Source organism: Streptomyces sp. NPDC017529 (genome assembly GCF_044329785.1).
GTDB lineage: Bacteria > Actinomycetota > Actinomycetes > Streptomycetales > Streptomycetaceae > Streptomyces.
On the sequence record NZ_JBIRJY010000002.1, the window covers coordinates 83,857 to 100,902 of the forward strand.

General features: G+C 70.3%; 21 protein-coding genes and 3 pseudogenes. 7 read left to right on the forward strand and 17 right to left on the reverse strand.

What is annotated here, in order from left to right; all coding sequences use genetic code 11:
• Nucleotides 1–116: 116 nt before the first annotated feature.
• Nucleotides 117–836 carry a DedA family protein gene (locus ACH4K4_RS03945; RefSeq protein ID WP_398164626.1) on the reverse strand — a complete coding sequence of 240 codons (720 nt, stop codon included), beginning with the start codon at nucleotides 834–836 and terminating at the stop codon, nucleotides 117–119.
• Between the two features lie 174 nt (nucleotides 837–1,010).
• On the opposite strand from ACH4K4_RS03945, the pseudogene ACH4K4_RS03950 reads away from it, so the two are divergent.
• Nucleotides 1,011–1,174, forward strand: a pseudogene (locus ACH4K4_RS03950) (heavy metal-binding domain-containing protein); the annotation flags it as partial.
• Here the strand turns inward: ACH4K4_RS03950 and ACH4K4_RS03955 are convergent.
• On the reverse strand, nucleotides 1,159–1,917 hold the full coding sequence (locus ACH4K4_RS03955; RefSeq protein ID WP_398164627.1) for a MerR family transcriptional regulator: 759 nt from the start codon (nucleotides 1,915–1,917) through the stop codon (nucleotides 1,159–1,161). The pseudogene ACH4K4_RS03950 and the gene ACH4K4_RS03955 overlap by 16 nt on opposite strands.
• A gap of 117 nt (nucleotides 1,918–2,034) precedes the next feature.
• Between ACH4K4_RS03955 and leuE the strand changes: the two genes are divergently transcribed.
• Nucleotides 2,035–2,697: a leucine efflux protein LeuE gene (gene leuE, locus ACH4K4_RS03960; protein WP_398164629.1), complete on the forward strand. Its 663-nt coding sequence runs from the start codon at nucleotides 2,035–2,037 to the stop codon at nucleotides 2,695–2,697.
• Nucleotides 2,698–2,819: 122 nt separating this feature from the next.
• Here the strand turns inward: leuE and ACH4K4_RS03965 are convergent, their stop codons facing one another.
• Nucleotides 2,820–3,869, reverse strand: a complete 1,050-nt coding sequence (locus ACH4K4_RS03965; RefSeq protein ID WP_398164630.1) for a methyltransferase — start codon at nucleotides 3,867–3,869, stop codon at nucleotides 2,820–2,822.
• 299 nt (nucleotides 3,870–4,168) lie between these two features.
• Between ACH4K4_RS03965 and ACH4K4_RS03970 the strand changes: the two genes are divergently transcribed.
• Nucleotides 4,169–4,795 carry a Uma2 family endonuclease gene (locus ACH4K4_RS03970; protein ID WP_398164631.1) on the forward strand — a complete coding sequence of 209 codons (627 nt, stop codon included), beginning with the start codon at nucleotides 4,169–4,171 and terminating at the stop codon, nucleotides 4,793–4,795.
• Nucleotides 4,796–4,804: 9 nt separating this feature from the next.
• On the opposite strand, the pseudogene ACH4K4_RS03975 reads toward ACH4K4_RS03970, so the two are convergent.
• The 3 genes and pseudogenes from ACH4K4_RS03975 to ACH4K4_RS03985 all read right to left on the reverse strand — a co-directional run.
• Nucleotides 4,805–5,383 (reverse strand): annotated as a pseudogene (locus ACH4K4_RS03975) (ABC transporter permease); the annotation flags it as partial.
• A gap of 85 nt (nucleotides 5,384–5,468) precedes the next feature.
• Nucleotides 5,469–5,585, reverse strand: a pseudogene (locus tag ACH4K4_RS03980) (ATP-binding cassette domain-containing protein); the annotation flags it as partial.
• A gap of 147 nt (nucleotides 5,586–5,732) precedes the next feature.
• Complete coding sequence (locus ACH4K4_RS03985) at nucleotides 5,733–6,395, reverse strand: PadR family transcriptional regulator (protein ID WP_398164632.1); 663 nt, start codon at nucleotides 6,393–6,395, stop codon at nucleotides 5,733–5,735.
• A 96-nt stretch (nucleotides 6,396–6,491) separates the two neighbouring features.
• On the opposite strand from ACH4K4_RS03985, the gene ACH4K4_RS03990 reads away from it, so the two are divergent.
• Nucleotides 6,492–7,211 (forward strand): bleomycin resistance protein, encoded by a 720-nt coding sequence (locus ACH4K4_RS03990; RefSeq protein WP_398164633.1) that lies wholly within the window; start codon nucleotides 6,492–6,494, stop codon nucleotides 7,209–7,211.
• A gap of 66 nt (nucleotides 7,212–7,277) precedes the next feature.
• On the opposite strand, the gene ACH4K4_RS03995 is transcribed toward ACH4K4_RS03990, so the two are convergent.
• The 3 genes from ACH4K4_RS03995 to ACH4K4_RS04005 form a co-directional block, all read right to left on the reverse strand.
• A complete protein-coding gene (locus tag ACH4K4_RS03995) occupies nucleotides 7,278–7,823 on the reverse strand; it encodes a DinB family protein (protein WP_398164635.1) in 546 nt (181 codons plus the stop codon).
• Between the two features lie 124 nt (nucleotides 7,824–7,947).
• Nucleotides 7,948–9,405, reverse strand: a complete 1,458-nt coding sequence (locus ACH4K4_RS04000; RefSeq protein ID WP_398164636.1) for an aldehyde dehydrogenase family protein — start codon at nucleotides 9,403–9,405, stop codon at nucleotides 7,948–7,950.
• An 89-nt stretch (nucleotides 9,406–9,494) separates the two neighbouring features.
• The gene (locus ACH4K4_RS04005; RefSeq protein ID WP_360138474.1) at nucleotides 9,495–10,358 is read right to left on the reverse strand and encodes a helix-turn-helix transcriptional regulator; all 864 of its coding nucleotides are present in this window, start codon (nucleotides 10,356–10,358) and stop codon (nucleotides 9,495–9,497) included.
• A 321-nt stretch (nucleotides 10,359–10,679) separates the two neighbouring features.
• Here ACH4K4_RS04005 and ACH4K4_RS04010 point away from each other — a divergent pair, with 321 nt between their 5' ends.
• Entirely contained in the window at nucleotides 10,680–11,180 is a 501-nt protein-coding gene (locus tag ACH4K4_RS04010; RefSeq protein ID WP_398164638.1) for an ATP-binding protein, read from the forward strand.
• Nucleotides 11,181–11,256: 76 nt separating this feature from the next.
• Here the strand turns inward: ACH4K4_RS04010 and ACH4K4_RS04015 are convergent, their stop codons facing one another.
• The 5 genes from ACH4K4_RS04015 to rpmG all read right to left on the reverse strand — a co-directional run bounded on the left by ACH4K4_RS04015 (nucleotide 11,257) and on the right by rpmG (nucleotide 13,778).
• On the reverse strand, nucleotides 11,257–11,496 hold the full coding sequence (locus ACH4K4_RS04015) for a DUF397 domain-containing protein (RefSeq protein WP_398164639.1): 240 nt from the start codon (nucleotides 11,494–11,496) through the stop codon (nucleotides 11,257–11,259).
• Nucleotides 11,497–11,862: 366 nt separating this feature from the next.
• Entirely contained in the window at nucleotides 11,863–12,099 is a 237-nt protein-coding gene (rpsR, locus tag ACH4K4_RS04020) for a 30S ribosomal protein S18 (protein ID WP_398164641.1), read from the reverse strand.
• Between the two features lie 46 nt (nucleotides 12,100–12,145).
• A complete protein-coding gene (locus tag ACH4K4_RS04025) occupies nucleotides 12,146–13,351 on the reverse strand; it encodes a GTP-binding protein (protein WP_398164643.1) in 1,206 nt (401 codons plus the stop codon).
• A complete protein-coding gene (locus ACH4K4_RS04030; RefSeq protein WP_398164644.1) occupies nucleotides 13,351–13,605 on the reverse strand; it encodes a type B 50S ribosomal protein L31 in 255 nt (84 codons plus the stop codon). The genes ACH4K4_RS04025 and ACH4K4_RS04030 overlap by 1 nt, the downstream gene beginning before the upstream one ends.
• Before the next feature lie 8 nt (nucleotides 13,606–13,613).
• Nucleotides 13,614–13,778, reverse strand: coding sequence for a 50S ribosomal protein L33 (gene rpmG, locus ACH4K4_RS04035; protein WP_030019254.1), 165 nt, complete (start codon nucleotides 13,776–13,778; stop codon nucleotides 13,614–13,616).
• Nucleotides 13,779–13,828: 50 nt separating this feature from the next.
• Between rpmG and rpmB the strand changes: the two genes are divergently transcribed.
• Nucleotides 13,829–14,065 (forward strand): 50S ribosomal protein L28, encoded by a 237-nt coding sequence (gene rpmB / locus ACH4K4_RS04040; RefSeq protein WP_398164646.1) that lies wholly within the window; start codon nucleotides 13,829–13,831, stop codon nucleotides 14,063–14,065.
• Complete coding sequence (rpsN, locus tag ACH4K4_RS04045; protein WP_398164648.1) at nucleotides 14,065–14,370, forward strand: 30S ribosomal protein S14; 306 nt, start codon at nucleotides 14,065–14,067, stop codon at nucleotides 14,368–14,370. Before rpmB ends, rpsN begins: the two co-directional genes overlap by 1 nt.
• Before the next feature lie 58 nt (nucleotides 14,371–14,428).
• On the opposite strand, the gene ACH4K4_RS04050 is transcribed toward rpsN, so the two are convergent.
• From ACH4K4_RS04050 to ACH4K4_RS04060, 3 genes are all read right to left on the reverse strand, one after another.
• Nucleotides 14,429–15,025 carry a Uma2 family endonuclease gene (locus tag ACH4K4_RS04050; RefSeq protein WP_398164650.1) on the reverse strand — a complete coding sequence of 199 codons (597 nt, stop codon included), beginning with the start codon at nucleotides 15,023–15,025 and terminating at the stop codon, nucleotides 14,429–14,431.
• Nucleotides 15,026–15,117: 92 nt separating this feature from the next.
• Nucleotides 15,118–15,963, reverse strand: coding sequence for a nitrilase-related carbon-nitrogen hydrolase (locus tag ACH4K4_RS04055; RefSeq protein WP_398164652.1), 846 nt, complete (start codon nucleotides 15,961–15,963; stop codon nucleotides 15,118–15,120).
• Nucleotides 15,964–16,084: 121 nt separating this feature from the next.
• Nucleotides 16,085–16,852, reverse strand: coding sequence for an alpha/beta fold hydrolase (locus ACH4K4_RS04060; RefSeq protein WP_398164653.1), 768 nt, complete (start codon nucleotides 16,850–16,852; stop codon nucleotides 16,085–16,087).
• Nucleotides 16,853–17,046 lie beyond the last annotated feature (194 nt).

Here is a 17,046-nt window from a genome sequence, read left to right on the forward strand (position 1 = left end):
AGCTATCTACCCCCCCCCTGGCCCGCGCGGGGGGGGCCGGGGGGGCGGGCCCCCCCCGGGGGGGGGCCCCCCCCCCCCCCGGGGGGGGGGGGCCCCCCCCGCCGGGGCCTTGAAGATCACCGCTTGGCGTGCCGCCCGCGCCGGCCGTCGTGGGCGGGCCGTACCGGCGCCTGCACGGCGCCGACCGGGTCGTACGGCGCCTGGGCCGCGGCCTTCTTGTTCTTGCCGCGGGCGCGCAGGTACTCGATGGCGATCGGGACGACCGAGATCAGCACGATCGCGACGAGGATCAGCTCGATGTGCCGGTGGACGAACTCGATGTTGCCGAGGGCGGCGCCGAGCAGCGTGACACCGGCCCCCCACAGCGCGCCGCCGACGAGGTTGAAGGTGATGAACGAGCGGTAGTTCATCTTGCTGACGCCCGCGATGATGGGCGTGAAGGTCCGCACGACCGGCACGAAGCGGGCCAGGATCAGCGACTTCGGGCCGTGCTTCTCGAAGAACTCGTGCGCCTTCTCCACGTTCTCCTGCTTGAAGAGCCTGGAGTCCGGGCGCTTGAAGAGCGCGGGCCCGACCTTGCGGCCGAAGAGGAATCCGGCCTGGTCGCCGAGGACCGCCGCGATCACGACGAGCAGGCACACCAGCCACAGCGGCGTGTCCAGCTTGTTGGTCGTCACCAGCAGGCCGGTGGTGAACAGGAGCGAGTCGCCCGGCAGGAAGAACCCGATCAGCAGGCCGGACTCCGCGAAGACGATGATCAGCACGCCGATCAGCCCGAACGTGCCGATCAGGTAGTCCGGGTCCAGCCACTGGGGGCCGAGCGCGAGAGTATTCACGGGGTGAAAGCTCCTGGGTCGAGGGCGCCGGATCGTGCGGTGCGACGGGGATACAGGCGCAGTGTGCGGCCCAAAGCTATCAACGCCGGACGGCGGGGCTTGGTTCCAGCCGTCCGGTAACGGTCCACGGGGTCCCGGCACAGCCGCCCCGGCGGGCTCACCGTACAGCGGGTCATCGGCGAGGTCTTCGGCCTGACGGTGCGCTCGCGCCCCCTGGGCAGCCGGGTCGGGGGGCCGGCCTGAAATCGACGGTGGGCGGCGAGCTGAAGGGCCTGACGAAGACGCTCGTGGAGACCCGTAACTCTCTCCTGCCCCGTACGACTCAGCTGTCGCGGGCCGCGTTGGCGACGATCGCGTCCCGCAGGTAGCCGGCCAGCCCCGGCCGGATGGCCTCGTAGGTGGCGGTGAAGCGCTCGTCCGCGACGTACATCTCGCCGAGACAGGTGTGCAGCTCGTGCGAGCAGTCGTAGTAGCCGGACGAGATGAACCGGCGGTGCTCCTCGGCCACGTCCATCGCCTCCGCCGAGTCGGCCGGCACCCCGCGCTCCATCGTCTCCGCCATCTTGCGGTGAACGGCGTCGAGCCGCTCCGTCAGCCGCTTCCAGTCCTCCTTCGTGTACGAGGCCGTCCGGCGCTGCGATTCCTTGTACGCGTCGGTGTGCCCCCACCGCTCGCGCACTTCGTCGGCGTGCTCGTCCGGGTCGAAGTCCCCGAACACGTCGAACTTCTCCTCGGGCGTGAGGTTGATCCCCATCTTGCGTGCCTCCATGGCGTGTTCGACGGCGGCGGCCATCGCCTGGAGCTTGCCGATCCGTTCGCTCAGCAGCGCGTGCTGCCGCCGCAGGTGTTCCTGCGGATCGGCGTCCGGATCGTCCAGGAGAGCCGCCACCTCGTCGAGCGGGAAGCCGAGCTCCCGGTAGAACATGATCTGCTGGAGCCGGTCGAGATCGGCTTCGCCGTAGCGCCGGTGGCCCGCGTGGTTGCGCTCCCCCGGCACCAGCAGCCCGATCTCGTCGTAATGGTGCAAAGTGCGCACCGTCACACCGGCAAACCCGGCGACCTGTCCTACGGAGTAGCTCACTGCCCCCGCCCTCCTTCTCGGTACGCACTACACGGTGAGCCCTCACGCCACGTGAGGTGCAAGTCCGTATACCGGAAACCTCTGGGACTGATGGGACGTGAGTGACATCCTGCCGCCATGCTGGGGATAACCGATCTTCCGACCTATCTGGCGGGCCTCGCGCTCATCGTGCTGCTGCCGGGGCCGAACTCGCTGTACGTCGTCTCCGTCGCGGCCCGACGCGGCCCGCGCACCGCCTACCGCGCCGCGGCCGGCGTCCTGTGCGGCGACACGATCCTGATGACCCTGTCGGCAGGCGGCGTCGCGTCGCTCCTCCAGGCCAGCCCTCTCCTCTTCAGCATCGTGAAATTCGCCGGCGCGGGCTACCTGACCTGGCTGGCCGTGGGCATGCTGCGCGGCGCGTGGTCGCTGTGGCGCGACCGCGAGGCCGCCAAGGCCCTGCGCGCGAAGTCCGCCGAGACCCCGAAACCGGCCAAGGAACGCCCCTACCGCCGCGCCCTGGTCATCAGCCTTCTCAACCCCAAAGCCATCCTTTTCTTCATCTCTTTCTTCGTCCAGTTCGTCGATCCCCAGTACGCCCACCCCGCGCTCTCCTTCCTCGCCCTCGGCGCCTGGGCCCAGCTCTTCAGCCTCACCTACCTCTCCGTCCTGATCTTCAGCGGCACCTACCTGGCCGCCACCTTCCGCCGCCGCAAGCGCCTCACCGCCGGCCTCTCCGCCGCCGCCGGCACGGCGTTCCTGGGCTTCGCGGCGAAGCTGTCCCTGGCCGGCACCGGCTGACCCCTGGACGGGCTGCCGCGGCGGGCGGCGTCGTACGGGCATACCGGCGCCGCCCGGCCGGGCAGGTTGCCGGGCGGCGCCTGGCGGACCGGCCGGCCGGGGCCGGGCCGGTCCGTACCGGCTCAGACCGCCGCGGCCTCGATGAGGACGTACGGGTCCGGAACCGGCAGCGGGGTGAGACCGGTGATCTTGAAGCCGGCCGTGGCGCACAGTTCCTCGAAGTCGGCCCGGGTGCGCTCCCGGCCGCCCACGTTGACCAGCATGTTCAGGTCACTCAGGTAGGCCAGGCCGGGCGCGCCGGGCTGCACGGTGTCGGCGAGCACCGGCTCGATGATCAGCAGCCGCCCGTCCACGGGCAGGACGTCCCGGATGTGGCCCAGGATGGCCGCGCACTGCTCGTCGTTCCAGTCGTGGATGACGCTCTTCAGTACGTACAGGTCGCCGCCCGGCGGTGCGGCCGCGAAGAAGTCGCCGGTCTCCAGCGTCACGCGGTCGGCGACGCCCTCGGCGGCCAGCTTGGCGGCGGCCTGGGCGTGGCCCTCGGCGGTGTCGTAGATCATGCCGCGCGGTGCCGGGTGGGCCCGCAAGATGGCGGCGAGCAGGGTCCCGTCGCCGCCGCCCACGTCCACGATGGTGGAGAACCGGCCGAAGTCGTAGTGCGACGGCACGTCCTGCGCGGCGATCCTGGTGCCCTGGCCCATGGCCGTGTTGAACACCTCCGACAGCTCCGGCTCGCCCTTGAGGTGGCTGAAGAAGTCCGTACCGAAGATCGCGTCGAAGGCGGGCGCGCCGCTGCGGACGCTGTCCTCCATGCGCTCCCTGGCGCGGGTCATGACCGGCTCGCTGAAGATGCGGGCCAGCGCGGCCATGGAGTCCCGGGTGTCGCTGCGCAGCAGCGCCCCGGCGGCAGTGGCCTCGAAGACGCCCGGTTCGTGTTCGACCAGCAGGTCCAGCCCGGCCAGGGCGCGCAGCAGGCGCAGCGTGGCCTGCGGGTGGGTGCCGGACGCGGCCGCCACGTCGTCCGCCGTACGGGTGCCGTCGCCGAGCCGGTCGAAGACGCCGAGCCGGACGGCGGCGCCGACGGCGTAGGTGGCCAGCTGCCCGAACAGCAACTGGGAGACGGTGCTTCGAGCTGCGCGTGCCGTTGTCGCCCGTTCCTCGTTCGCTTCCACGTCCGCTCCTTCGGGTCGCCTAGGACGCCGTTTCCGCGCCGGTCGGACGGCCCGGAGGACGGCACGGCGGGTCCGGCGGATCCGTACCCCCGTCACCGCATAAGTTAGGTAAGCCTAAGTTCGCGGCCCGGCCCGCGCAATACCTGTACGGAACAGTTGTCAAACCCGCACCCAACCGGGCCGTTGGCGCTCCGTCCACTGTGCGCCCCGGCGGGGCGCGCCACACCTCGTCACCCGCACGAGTGGCGCTACGGTCGTTCACGGGACGCGTGGCCACGAACGCGTACACGATCCGGTACATGGGAGCAGCAATGGCCGCAGAAGCCGAGCGAGGGCGGGGAGAGCGGGCCACCCCGGAGAACTGGATGCACCGGCCGCCGGGCGGCTGGACGTATGGCCAGGTGAAGGATTCGGAGCTGCCGTTCGACTGGGAACTGCTGGATGGGAATATCGTGGTCCGAGGCATGGCCGTGTGGTGGCACAACCGCGTGCGGAACCAGCTGTACTACCAGTTGCAGAGCGCCCGGCGTGAACCGTTCGCCGTGGACTCCGAGCAGTGCGTGGTGATCGATGACCGCAACGCCCCCAAGCCCGACGTGATGGTCTTCGACAAGACGGGGCTCGATATCCGCACGGTGGAACAGATTCCCGTGGACAAGGCCGTACTCGCTGTGGAGGTGGTCTCGGAGGGCTCGCGCCTCGCCGACCGCTTCGCCAAGCCGGCCCTGTACGCCGAAGCCGGCATCGCTTCCTACTGGCGCATCGAACGTGACGAGAACGACCTGCCCATCGTGCACGAGTTCTGGCTGCATCCCGAGTCGCGGGTCTACGCCCCCAGCCCCGAGCGGCACATCCATACGGACAAGCTCGTGACGAGCATCCCGTTTCCCGTGGACATCGACCTCCGGGGACTCACGGAAGCGTAACCCTCCTCGCCTCCCCCTCCTCCCGAACTCCCCCACCGCCGGCGGAAAGAACACCGCGAGCAGCGCCAGCGGCCAGGCCACGGCGAGGAGTTCCGCGTGCTGGGCGGCCCAGCTGTCGTCCGCCCAGCGCGGGTTGCCGAAGAGTTCGCGCACCGCTCCCGCCGTCGCGGACATCGGGTTCCACTCGGCGACCGCGCCCAGCCAGCCGGGCATGGACGCCGGGGAGACGAAGGCGCTGGAGAGGAAGCCGACGGGCCAGACCAGGATCTGTACGGCCTGGACGAGTTCCGGCTTGCCCGCCACCAGGGCCAGGTGGATGCCGATCCACAGCATCGCGAAGCGCAGCAGGAGCAGCAGCCCCACCGCGTACAGCGCGTCACCGAAGCCGCCGTGCCACCGCCAGCCCATCGCCAGTCCGGCGCCGATCATCACCAGCATCATCACGGGGAAGGCCAGGCCCACGACGGCCTGGACGGGCTGCCGGGCCCAGTGCGAAAGCCCCCGGCGGGTCATGGTCCAGGAGTCCGCAACGACCCACCCGGCGGTACGGATGGCGGTACGGGGCGCCGGTGCCGTAGCTGTGCTCATACGGTCGTCTCCTCCTTGGCGGGCCGGTGGGTGAGGTGCAGGAAGACCTCGTCGAGGGTGGGGCGGCGCAGGGCGATGTCCTGCTGCGTACGAGCGTGGTCTTGCCGGCGCCGTTGGGGCCGAGGAGCGCGTGGACGGTGCCGCGGGACACCGCCAGGTCGAGGCCGTTCAGGGCGGCTTTCCCGCCGTATTCCTTGCTCAGTCCTGCTACGAGGACGGCGGGACCGGAGTCGGAGGCGGGAGGTGGCGTGGGGTCGGGCGAGGCGTTCAAGAGGCCCTCCGAAGACAGTAGACAAGTTTGGCTACTGGCTCGAAGCTCAAGCACGCAACCCCTTCCGGTCAAACGTGATCAAGCGGAGTCCGAGGTCTCCCGGCGGCCGCGCTTCGAGCCCGGTCCATCCGCCGCGAACGGGTTCTCCTGGCCCTCCGCGAGGACGCCCACGAACGGCTCCCCCTCGCCCGCGAAGACGTACGCGCCGCCCTCGATCCGGTCGATCAGCCCGCGCGTCCACTCCGCGCCGCCGTCCGCCGAGTGCACCCACATGTTCATGATCTCGCCGATGTGGCCGAGCTGCTCAGGGCCGTCCTCGGGCGTGTAGTACTCGGTGACCGAGTTCCGCCACTCCTCCAGGCCGCGCACCCGCTCCTTCAGGAGGGCCACCGCCTCCTCCCTGGGCAGGTCGACGACGAACCCGATCGCCGCGCTCAGCTCGTCCACCTTGCGGTCGTACTGGGACAGGGACTCGCGCAGCAGCTTGAAATACTCCTCCGAGCCCGCTTCGGTCAGCTCGTACTCCGTACGGGGCGGACCGCCGGCCGGGCTGGGCGCGATGTCGTGCGCGAGCATCAGCCCCTGCTTCGCCATCTGCTTCAGCGCGTGGTAGATCGACCCCGGCTTGGCGTTGGACCACTCGTGGGCGCCCCAGTATTCGAGGTCGTTGCGCACCTGGTAACCGTGCGCCCGCCCGTGCTGGCGCACGGCCCCCAGAACCAACAGCCGGATCGCCGACATCGTTTCCTCGCATCCTTCACACTCGCGCTGCGGCCAGCCTAGACCGCGCCTCTATTCAAGTTTGAATACCCGCCTCGCGCGCTTTAAGCTCCCGGTATGGCCGAGACCGTGATTCCGATCCTCCCGTGCCGCACCATCGACGAGATCCTCGACTTCTACCGGGCCCTCGGTTTCGAGGTGACCTTCTGCCAGAAGAGCCCCAACCCCGCCTGCGGTGTCCGCCTCCGCAGCATCGAGCTGCAGTTCTTCGGAATGAAGGCGCACGACCCCACCGACACGTACAGCACCTGCTACGTCCTGACCGACGACGTGGACGGCCTCTACGAGTCCTTCCGCGCCGGCCTGAAAGCAGCGCTCGGCAAGGTACCGACCCGGGGGCTGCCGCGGATCGGGGCGCTCAAGGACATGTCGTACGGCGTGCGGCAGTTCCTGATGACCGACCCCGGCGGCAACTGCATACGCATCGGCCAGCCGATCTCCGACAGCTTCGAGCACTCGGCCGTCCCCAAGGAGCGGTACGCGCGCGCCCTGCACCAGGCGACGCTGCTCGGCGAGTCCAAGGGCGACCACGCGGCAGCGGCCCGCATCATCGACCGGGCACTGGAGAAGGACGAGGCGCCGGACGCCGGCCCGACCCCGCCCCAGCTCCTGCGACTCCTCGTACTGCGGGCCGAGATGGCGGCGCAGACGGGCGGCCCGGAGGCGGCAGCGCCCTGGCTCGACCGCGCGGAAGCGGTCGAGCTGCCCGACGCGGACCGGGAAGCGGCACGCGACACGCTGCGCCGGGCGGCGGACCTGCGCGCCGAAGAGGACTGACGGAGCGGCCGCCCGGCCGAGGACCCTCCCGCATTCCCAGGCCCGCGCCACCCGGCCGAAGGTCTTTCAGGCCTGCGCGGCCCGCTCCTCGTCGACCAGGGCGAAGGCGGTCTTGCCGTCCAGGGACTCGCGGATGATGTCCGCGTGCCCCGCGTGCCGGGCGACCTCCTCGATCAGGTGCAGGACGAGCCAGCGCATCGACTGCTCGGCCTTCGGCGGGAACCAGGGCGCCTCGGGCAGCGGGAAGGTGGCGTTCAGGTCCGGCAGCCCCTTGATGAACTCCTCGGTCCGGCGCGCCGTCTCCTCCCAGGCGGCGAGTATGGACGCGACCGTCTCCGCGCCCTCCAGCTCGAAGCCGAGGTGCCAGTTGTCCATGCCGCGTACGACGGTCTGCGGCACCTGCCGAGCCGTTTCCAGCCAGTTGAGTTCGACCTCCGCGACGTGCTTGAGCAGGCCGGACAGGGACAGCTCGCTGGCGGACGGCTTGCGCGCGGCCTGCTCGTCGGTCAGCCCGAGGACGGACCGGCGCAGGCCGCCGCGCTGCGCCTCCAGGAAGGCCAGGAGCGCGCCTCGCTCGTCGCCGTGGGCTTCGGCCGATACGTGAGTGGGCATGAGGTCCGCCTTTCGCCTGGGACCGGCAGCGCTGGTGCCGCGGTCCGACACCCATGAACTTACGCAGTAAAGCGGACAGGTACGGTCCTAGATCGAAAAGGTCCGCGGCGGCCTGCCGCCGGACTCAGAACGGGAACTGCGACCGGCCGTGCTGGATGGAGATCCACTTCGTGGTGGTGAAGGACTCCACCATCGCGTCGCCGTTCAGCCGCCCGACCCCCGAGCCCTTCTCGCCGCCGAAGGGCACGATCGGCTCGTCGTGCACGGTTCCGTCGTTGATGTGGATCATTCCGGTCACGACGCGCTTGGCGAAGCGCACGCCCCGCTCGACGTCACCGGTGTGCACGGCGCCACTGAGCCCGTACGGCGACGCGTTGGTGATCCGTACCGCCTCCTCGTCGCCGTCGAACGGGACCAGCGCCACGACAGGGCCGAACATCTCCTGGTTGAGGGCGGCGGAGCCCTCCGGCAGCCCGGTCAGGACGGTCGGCGCTACCAGGGTGCCCCGGACCGTGCCGCGTACGAGCGCGGTGCCGCCGTCGGCGACGGCACGCTCCACCAGCGCCGCGATGGCCTCCGCCTGCCCTTCGTTGATCAGCGGGCCGATGTGGGTGGCCGGGTCGCTGGGGTCGCCGACCTTCAGGCTTTCCACCTTGGCCACGAACTTCTCGGTGAACTCCCGCTCCACCGCGCGGTCCACCAGCACCCGGTTGGCGGCCATGCAGACCTGGCCCTGGTGCACGAAGCGGCTGAAGACGGCGGCGTCCACCGCGTAGTCGACGTCGGCGTCGTCCAGGACGACCAGCGCGCTGTTGCCGCCCAGCTCCAGGACCGTGCGCTTGAAGTGCGAGGCGGCGACGGTGGCGACGTGCCGGCCGACCTTCTCCGAGCCGGTGAAGGAGATCACCTTGGGCACCGGGTGTTCGATGAGCGCGTCACCGATCTCCGCGATGTCGGTCACCACGACGTTGAGCAGGCCCGCCGGCAGCCCGGCCGTCTCGAAGATCTTGGCGACCAGGCCGCCGCCGCAGACCGGGGTGTTCTGATGGGGCTTGAGCACGACGGCGTTGCCGAGCGCGAGCGCGGGCGCCACCGACTTGACCGACAGCAGGAAGGGGAAGTTGAAGGGGCTGATGACGCCCACGACACCGACCGGCAGCCGGTAGAGCCGGTTCTCCTTGCCGTCCACCGGGGACGGCAGGATGCGGCCCTCGGCCCGCAGCGCCAGCTGGATCGCCTCGCGCAGGAACTCCCGCACGAGGTGCAGCTCGAAGGCCGCCTTGGTCTGGGTGCCGCCGACCTCCGCGGTGATCGCCGCGGCGATCTCCCGCTCGCGCTCGTCGATCACCCGCAGCGCGCGCTCGAACACCAGCCGGCGGGTGTACGGGTTGGTGGCCCCCCAGGCCTCCTGCGCGCGTTCGGCGGCGCGGTACGCCTGGTCGATCTCGTCGACCGTGGCCACGGTTATGGACGCCAGCTTCTCCCCGTTGAAGGGGTTGAAATCGACGATGTCCCACGAGCCGCTGCCGGACCGCCACTCGCCGTCGATGTACTGGTACGCCAACTCGTCGAAGAAGGACATGCGAAATCCCAATCTGGAGGACAGGGCGCGGTCGAAGCGCCCTAGCCGGGGGGTGCTGACTCCTGATTGGAACTCATGCTACCTACGGGTTAAGTCAGTTGGAGTAGACCACGTATCAAGTCTCTTGTCTCAGCCGGATTGGGGCTGTCCTCCTGAAGGCGGTCCATGACCCGCGCGTACTGGGCGACCTCGTCCCGCTTGTCGAGATAAAGCGCGCTGGTCAGCTGCTCCAGGTAGACGACGTCGGGCAGGCCGGGCTCCGGGAATCCGAGCGTGGTGAAGGCGCCGCTCTCGCCCGCGTGCCCGCCGAAGCTGAACGGCATCACCTGCAGGCGCACGTTCGGCCGCTCGGACAGTTCGATCAGGTGCCGCAACTGCCCCCGCATCACCTCGCGGTCGCCGTACGGGCGGCGCAGCGCCGCCTCGTCGAGCACGCAGTGGAACTGCGGCGGGCGTTCTGCCAGCAACAACTTCTGCCGCTCCAGGCGCAACGCGACGCGGCGGTCTATGTCGGCCGCACTCGCATCAGGCATCCCGCGGCGGACGACGGCGTGCGCGTACTCCTGCGTTTGCAGAAGCCCGTGCACGAACTGCACCTCGTAGGCGCGGATGAGGGAGGCGGCCCCCTCCAGCCCCACATATGTCTGAAACCAGCCGGGCAGTACGTCACCGTAACTGTGCCACCAGCCCGCCACGTTGGCCTCGCGGGCCAGGACGAGCAGCGCCTCGCGCTCCTGCGGATCGGTCACGCCGTACAGCGTGAGCAGGTCCTCGACGTCTCTCGCCTTGAAGCTGACCCGGCCCAGCTCCATCCGGCTGATCTTCGACTCGGAGGCACGGATGGAGTAGCCGGCCGCTTCGCGGGTGATCCCGCGCGATTCGCGCAACCTGCGGAGCTGCGCCCCCAGCAGGATGCGCCGCACCACAGACCCGCTCGATTCACTTGCGGACACCTTTCAGACCCTCCCGTGGCCCACCCCGTCCAACAGTGGGCCGCAGTCTGCCACGTCCGGGCTTCGTTGAGTGCTCATCCGGTTACCGATATGTGAGGTCCGTGGGGCCTCTCCACAAGAACGCGTAGGAAGAAATACGCGTGAAGTGGCACGGCCGCCCCCAAACCGGTCGCGTGCACGTGCATCTGCCCTTGCATCTGGCGTACGCATTGGGAACCATGGGCAGCGCACGCATGCACGCTCGTGAAAGATCCGCCAGACCAACGGATCCGGCTTGCCCGGCCAGGGTCAGGACGTCCGCGAATGCCAGGAGTGCCTCGCATGGGGACCAAGGTTTTGACCATGCTCCAGCCGTTATGGCAGGGCTTTCCTCCCGTCGACCCCCTGGCCGTCTCCGGTTCCGCCTCCTACTCGCTGCCGCCACGGTACGAATCGGTGCGCGGCGCCCGGCAGTTCACCCGCGAGACGCTCGACCGGTGGGAGCTGGAGGAGATCTTCGACGGCGTCGCACTGGTCGTCTCCGAACTGGTCACCAACGCGCTGCGGCACACCACCTCGGCCGATGCGGCAGGCCCGCACACGGACGACCGCGAGCCCGAGGTCCCGCTCGCCCGGCTGCACCTGATGCGGTGGTCGTCCCGGCTGGTGTGCGCGGTACGGGACTCCAGCGACGCGTCACCCGAGGCCGCAGTGGCCGACTCCTGCGCGGAGTCGGGCCGCGGGCTGCACCTGGTCGACTCCTTCAGCGACGGATGGGGCTGGCACCCCCTGGCCGGCGCCCCGCACGGAAAGATCGTGTGGGCGCAGTTCCGGCTGCCCTGACCGGCGGATGCTTCGGGGCCGCGGGGGCACGGGGCCCGGGGGCCCCGGAGCATTCGCCCGCCCCGCGCACGTCCTGCTAGCCGCCTACCAGGTGGTCGAACTCGCCGTCCTTGACGCCCAGGATCATCGCCTCGACCTCGGCCGGCGTGTAGACGAGCGCCGGGCCGTCCGGGAAACGGGAGTTGCGTACGGCGATCTCCCCGCCCGGCAGCCGCGCGAACTCCACGCAGGAGCCCTGCGAGTTGCTGTGCCGGCTCTTCTGCCAGGCCACACCGTGGAGATCCGTGGCGGCCATGCCGTTGTATGCGTGGGGCACAGGTGTCTCCCGGTGGATGCGGCGGTCAGCGGTGGCGGTGAGTGGCGCGCTGAGCGGTCGGACGTCGGTGATGTTCTGTCAGCGGCAGTCCGGACAGCGGTAACCGGTGTCAACTGCAACTGGTTGGGATCATAGCTGCGTTCATATGCCGATGCATGGTCGGATGCACGTGCACGACGGGCCGTGGCAACCTGATCACAGCTCGTCGAACACCATGCTCACGGGACGTATCACCGGACGCCAGAGTTCCCCGAAACAAGGAAACCGGTCCTCCGCAACACCTGTCGGTGCCCCGGAAGACCGGTCAGGACCCTGGGTTCCCCGTGAACAGCGGCACATCGCCGCCGACCGCCGCCGAGCGGCCCCTCACTTGGAGGAGTACGGCAGCAACGCCATCTCCCGGGCGTTCTTGATCGCACGGGCCAGCTGACGCTGCTGCTGGGCGCTCACCCGCGTCACCCGGCGGCTGCGGATCTTGCCGCGGTCCGAGATGAACTTCCGTAGCAGATCGGTGTCCTTGTAGTCGATGTAGGTGATCCCCGCCGCGTCCAGCGGATTGCGGCGCGGCGCGGGCTTCTTGCGGGGGTCGTGCCGGCGGGGCATGAAACGCTCCTGATGTCATACGGACCGGTCGCGGCCCGTTGGCGGTCTAAGAAACAGGGTCGAGAAGCTCGTCGAACGCCGGCGCCAGCCGCTTCCACGCCTGCGGCCCGCCCGCGTACTCCTCGTCCGTCAGCAGGCAGGACTCCAGCAGCGACGCCAGGCCGTCGCGGTCCAGCCCCGGCGAGGTGAAGACCAGGTGCTGCGCGCGGTCGCCGTGCTCGGCGTGCCAGTCCATGGCGGCCGCGGCGCGGCGCACCGGCGGCACCAGCTCCCAGGCGGCGTCCGGCAGCGCGGCCAGCCACGGGCCCGCGTTCTCGACACACAGGGCACCGCCCGCCGCGTCCCAGGACAGCAGCGTGTCCGGCCGGTCGGCCAGCCAGAACCGGCCGCGGCTGCGGGCCGCGGCACAGCTCAGGTCCTCCAGTGCCGCATACAGCCGTGCCGGGTGGAAGGGCCGGGTACGGTGCCAGACGAGCGTGCCGACACCGTCGGCTTCGGCCTCCTGCGGGAGCAGCGCGCACGCCGGGTGCTGCCGCGCCGCGGCCGCCTCCGCGTCGAAACCGGCGAAGGCCGCGGCGGCCAGCTCCCCCGGGGAGCGGACGTCCACGAGCCGCGCCGTCGGATGAAGTTGGGCGAGGAGCGCCAGGTCGGCCGCGTCACTCTCCTCCTCGCCCGGCACGATGGCGAGCACCGGCGGATACTCCAGCTGCCGGGCCCAAGTGTCCGCGACGGTCCGCTGGTCGGAGGCCGCGGCGGCGAGCCCCGCCTCGGCCAGGTCGTCGCCGCAGCCCAGGTACGGCAGCAGCAGCGCCGGGTCGACCGCGGTGATCACGCCGGTCAGCGCGAGCGCCTCGCCGCCACAGGCCGTGACGACCTCGGCCATGGCCTTGGGCTCCACGGAGTCCCACAGTTCGACGACGGCCAGCCGGCAGGTCCGCCCGTCGGCCAGCCGCTCCAGCTCGGGGACCAGGTCCTCGCGGAGCGCGCAGCAGGCGCAGTCGTTGACCAGCGGCGCCTCGCCCGTATCGAGGACTCCCCCGGCGTCCCGTACGGTCCGCTGAACCGTTCCTTCAGCGGCGGAGGCGAGGTCGTGGTGGAGCGCGACGCTGCCGGGCACGGCGCGCAGCAGGCGCTCCACCACGGCACGGCGGGCATCCGAGTGCAGCCCGCCGACGATCACCACGGACAGCCGGTCGGCGGCGTCGCCCCCGGGGCCGCCTCCGGGCGCCTCGTCCCGCGACGGGCCGCCCATCAGCGGGCCCCGCGCTTCCCGTAACGCCGCTCGAACCGCTCGACGCGGCCGGCGGTGTCCAGCACGCGCGCCGTCCCCGTGTAGAAGGGGTGGCTCGCCGAGGAGATCTCCACGTCGATGACCGGGTACGTGTTGCCGTCCGCCCACTCGATCGTCTTGTCGCTGGTGGCGGTCGATCGGGTCAGGAAGGCGAAGTCGGCGGCCCGGTCGCGGAAGACGACGGGCCCGTACGCGGGGTGGATTCCAGGCTTCATGACGCTGCTCAGCGCTCCTCTCGGAAGTCGACGTGCCGGCCGGCGACCGGGTCGTACTTCTTCAGCACCAGCCGGTCGGGGTCGTTACGGCGGTTCTTGCGGGTGACGTACGTGTAGCCGGTGCCGGCGGTGGACCGGAGCTTGATCACGGGTCGTAGTTCGTTGCGGGCCATGGGCGCTACTATACAGAAATGGTTTCCATTTTCATTAGGAGGTTCTGACCTTGTCCGCCCACTGCCAGCTCACCGGCCGCAAACCCGGCTTCGGCAACTCCGTCTCCCACTCACACCGCCGCACGTCCCGCCGCTTCGACCCCAACATCCAGCGCAAGCGCTACTGGCTGGCGAGCGAGGGCCGGCACGTCCGCCTCACGCTCAGCGCGAAGGGGATCAAGACCGTGGACACGATCGGGATCGAGGCGGCCGTCGCCCGCATCCGCGCACGAGGGGAAAAGGTCTGATGGCGAAGGCAAGCAAGATCGCGAAGAACGAGAAGCGGCGCGCGACGGTGGCGCGCTACGCCGCCCGGCGGGCCCTGCTGAAGTCCGTCATCCGCAACCCGCACACCCCCGAACAGGAGCGCCTCGCCGCCCGGCGCGAACTCGCCCGCCAGCCGCGCGACGCAAGCGCCACCCGCGTACGCAACCGCGACAGCGTCGACGGCCGCCCCCGCGGCTACTTCCGCGCCTTCGGCCTCTCCCGCGTCAAACTCCGCGAACAGGCGCACGCGGGGTTCCTGCCGGGGGTGCGGAAGTCGAGCTGGTAGCGCACGCCGACGGCCCGGCCCGGGGTTGGGGCCCCGGGACGGGCCGTGGCCCGCGGCTTCAGAATTCGCCGGTGTCGATGTCGAAGTCGAACGGGGCGGGAAGAGTGATCGTCTTCGAGAACGCGACCGCGGCCTCGCGGGTGTACCTCTCCCCAGCGGGTTCGGAGTAAAGGACCACCTGGCCCGCAGCCCTGTCGACCAGCAGGTAGAAGGGGATGCCGGCACGCGCGTAGCCCCGCATTTTCGGGCCGCGGTCGTTGTGGGCGGTTGACTCCGAGGTCACCTCACCGACCAGCTTCACCGGTGCCGGGCCGTGGTACTCCAACGTGTCGCCGAAGCTGCCCTTCGGGGCGATCACCAGGTCGGGGACGACCTTCCCGGCGAGGGAGGCGCCCGGCACCCTCAGGCCGAGCCCCGTACGGGTGCGGAGCTTCGAGTCCTTTCGGCGGCCGGCCACCTGGTCCGCGACTTCGGACACGATCTCCTCATGCTCACCGTTGGCAGGTGGCACCACGTGGATTTCCCCCTCGATCAGCTCCACGCGCCACCCTTCAGGGGCTACCGCGCTCAACGCTTCGAAGGCGTCCTCGATCGATGCGACCGTGTCCTCGTCACCGACCGTGTGCGGATTGCGCTCTGGGGCTGCCAATGCCACGGGACCTCCTTCGTGCGGAGCGACACTGCCACCTCAGGCGATACCACGCGGGCGTCCGGGTGACTCTTCACCCGAACGAGCGTGCCCCTCTTTCAGCTGTCGCCGCCCTCGTCGATCAGACGGCGGACTTCACGGCCCACCAGGCCGAGGCGGGCCTCGGCGACCAGGGGGACGGCGCGGCGCTGACGGCGTGCCTCCGAGGGGTCGATGTCCACCGTGACCAGTGCGGGCTCCCACTTCGGCGCCTGCGCCACCACCGTGCCGCGCGGATCCACCACGCGGGAACCGCCCCAGAAGGTGGCGCCGTGCTCGTTGCCCACGCGGTTGACGAAGACGACCCAGCACTGGAGCATGCGCGCCGTGTAGGAGAGCAGGGTGTCCCAGTACAAGCCGGTGTCCATGGCCTCCGGGTCGAGGCTGGCGGCGCTGTTGGTGGGAATGAACAAGACCTCGGCACCGTCCTGGACGGCGAGCCAGGGCAGGACCGGCTGCCAGGCGTCGTTGCAGACCAGCGTCGCGCCGCGGCCGCCGCTGGGCGATTTGGCCAGGTCGTACGCGCGCAGCGACTGGCCGGGGCTGACGTGCTTGCGCTCCTCCCAGGCCAGGTAGTTCGGGAGGTACAGCTTGCGGTGGGTGTGCACGAGGGAGCCGCCCGCGTAGTAGGCGGCCGTGTTGTAGGCGCGCAGCATCGTGTGCTCGTGGAAACCGACGAGGACGTCCGGGCCGAGCACGCTCAGGTCGCGCAGCCGCTGGTCCTGCGACTCGACCGAGGCATCCAGGGACAGCGCGCCCAGGTGGTACCCGTGCAGGCTCAGCTCGGGGAAGACGACGACGTCGGCGCCCTGCTCCGCCGACTTCTCGACCTCCTCCCGCGCGGTGGCGAGGTTCGTGTCCACCTCGCCCAGCGCGCAGTCCGTCTGCGCCAGCGCCACCCGCATGCCCGCACCTCGCTTCGTCGGCCACGTGCCCTTTGTCGCGTTCGCTCCGGTATGGGCGGTACGAAGCCATGCTGGCAGAGGTTGGAGGTACGGGCGCGGCGGGCCCGGTTCCGGCGGGCGGTCAGGCGCGGAGGAACTCCTCCATCGTGGTGACCAGCGCCACCGGGGCCTCGTGCATCGGATAGTGACCCGACCCCTCCAGCGTGACGATCTCGGCCTGCGGATACCACTGCTGCCAGGTCTGCCGCATCAGATCGGCGGTCAGCGCGAGATCGTAGGCGCCGACGACAACCCGTACGGGGACCGGATGCCGCTTGACGACGTCCACGACCGCCTCCGAAAGGTCCAGCAGCTGCCAGCTGGCCAGATAGGCGGCGTGCGCCTCCTCACGGGAGATGTCCAGCGAGTGCCGGACCATACGGTCCAGCCACACCCGGCTCGTGCGGTGGCCGGTCACCAGATCGATGATGGCGCGCCGCTTGGCCGGGTCCGTGGACGCCCCGTAGAACAGCTCGCGCGTCGCCTCGTCCATCGGGTACGAGCCGGCCGGCACGGGCGCGAGACCCAGCAGACGGTTCACCCGATGGGGCGCGCGGACCAGCACCTGCTGCGCGCCTTTCGCCCCCATCGAGTGGCCCACCAGCGAAAACCGCTCCCACCCGAGCTGGTCGGCGAGGGCCAGCGCGTCACCGGCGACCTCCGGCAGGTCGTAGCGGCCCGGGACGTACTTGCGGTCGCCGTAGCCGCGGCAGTCGAGGAAGACGTACGTGAAGGCGTCCCGGTCCAGGAAATCCAGGACGGAGCCCCAGCTGGCCGAGGTTCCGAACCAGTCGTGAAGAACGATCACCGGGTTCGGTCCGGAACCGATGGCGCGGTGCGCGATGGCCATATGGGCGACTCCCTCGTCTGCCGTGGGTGGTGGGGGCGCGTGGTAGTGCGGAGCAGGTTGGCGGGCGCATTCTCCCGCCGGTGGGGCGGGGCGGGAAGGGGCCATAACCGGCCAGCGTCTCCAGTTGACGCAAGCCCGCTGCGCGGGCGGTTTTCCCGCTCGCCTGGTTCGCGCTGGCGCGCGTTTTGCACGTT

What these genes read in the sequence shown, in the direction of transcription:
- ACH4K4_RS04000 (WP_398164636.1), bottom strand. Translation starts at nt 9,405, where the DNA reads ATGTCCTTCTTCGACGAGTTGGCGTACCAGTACATCGACGGCGAGTGG.
- ACH4K4_RS04060 (WP_398164653.1), bottom strand. Translation starts at nt 16,852, where the DNA reads ATGGCCATCGCGCACCGCGCCATCGGTTCCGGACCGAACCCGGTGATC.
- rpsR (WP_398164641.1), bottom strand. Translation starts at nt 12,099, where the DNA reads ATGCCCCGCCGGCACGACCCCCGCAAGAAGCCCGCGCCGCGCCGCAAT.
- ACH4K4_RS04010 (WP_398164638.1), top strand. Translation starts at nt 10,680, where the DNA reads ATGGGGACCAAGGTTTTGACCATGCTCCAGCCGTTATGGCAGGGCTTT.
- rpmG (WP_030019254.1), bottom strand. Translation starts at nt 13,778, where the DNA reads ATGGCCCGCAACGAACTACGACCCGTGATCAAGCTCCGGTCCACCGCC.
- ACH4K4_RS04025 (WP_398164643.1), bottom strand. Translation starts at nt 13,351, where the DNA reads ATGGGCGGCCCGTCGCGGGACGAGGCGCCCGGAGGCGGCCCCGGGGGC.
- ACH4K4_RS04055 (WP_398164652.1), bottom strand. Translation starts at nt 15,963, where the DNA reads ATGCGGGTGGCGCTGGCGCAGACGGACTGCGCGCTGGGCGAGGTGGAC.
- ACH4K4_RS04030 (WP_398164644.1), bottom strand. Translation starts at nt 13,605, where the DNA reads ATGAAGCCTGGAATCCACCCCGCGTACGGGCCCGTCGTCTTCCGCGAC.
- leuE (WP_398164629.1), top strand. Translation starts at nt 2,035, where the DNA reads ATGCTGGGGATAACCGATCTTCCGACCTATCTGGCGGGCCTCGCGCTC.
- rpsN (WP_398164648.1), top strand. Translation starts at nt 14,065, where the DNA reads ATGGCGAAGGCAAGCAAGATCGCGAAGAACGAGAAGCGGCGCGCGACG.
- ACH4K4_RS03970 (WP_398164631.1), top strand. Translation starts at nt 4,169, where the DNA reads ATGGGAGCAGCAATGGCCGCAGAAGCCGAGCGAGGGCGGGGAGAGCGG.
- ACH4K4_RS03985 (WP_398164632.1), bottom strand. Translation starts at nt 6,395, where the DNA reads ATGTCGGCGATCCGGCTGTTGGTTCTGGGGGCCGTGCGCCAGCACGGG.
- ACH4K4_RS03995 (WP_398164635.1), bottom strand. Translation starts at nt 7,823, where the DNA reads ATGCCCACTCACGTATCGGCCGAAGCCCACGGCGACGAGCGAGGCGCG.
- ACH4K4_RS03990 (WP_398164633.1), top strand. Translation starts at nt 6,492, where the DNA reads ATGGCCGAGACCGTGATTCCGATCCTCCCGTGCCGCACCATCGACGAG.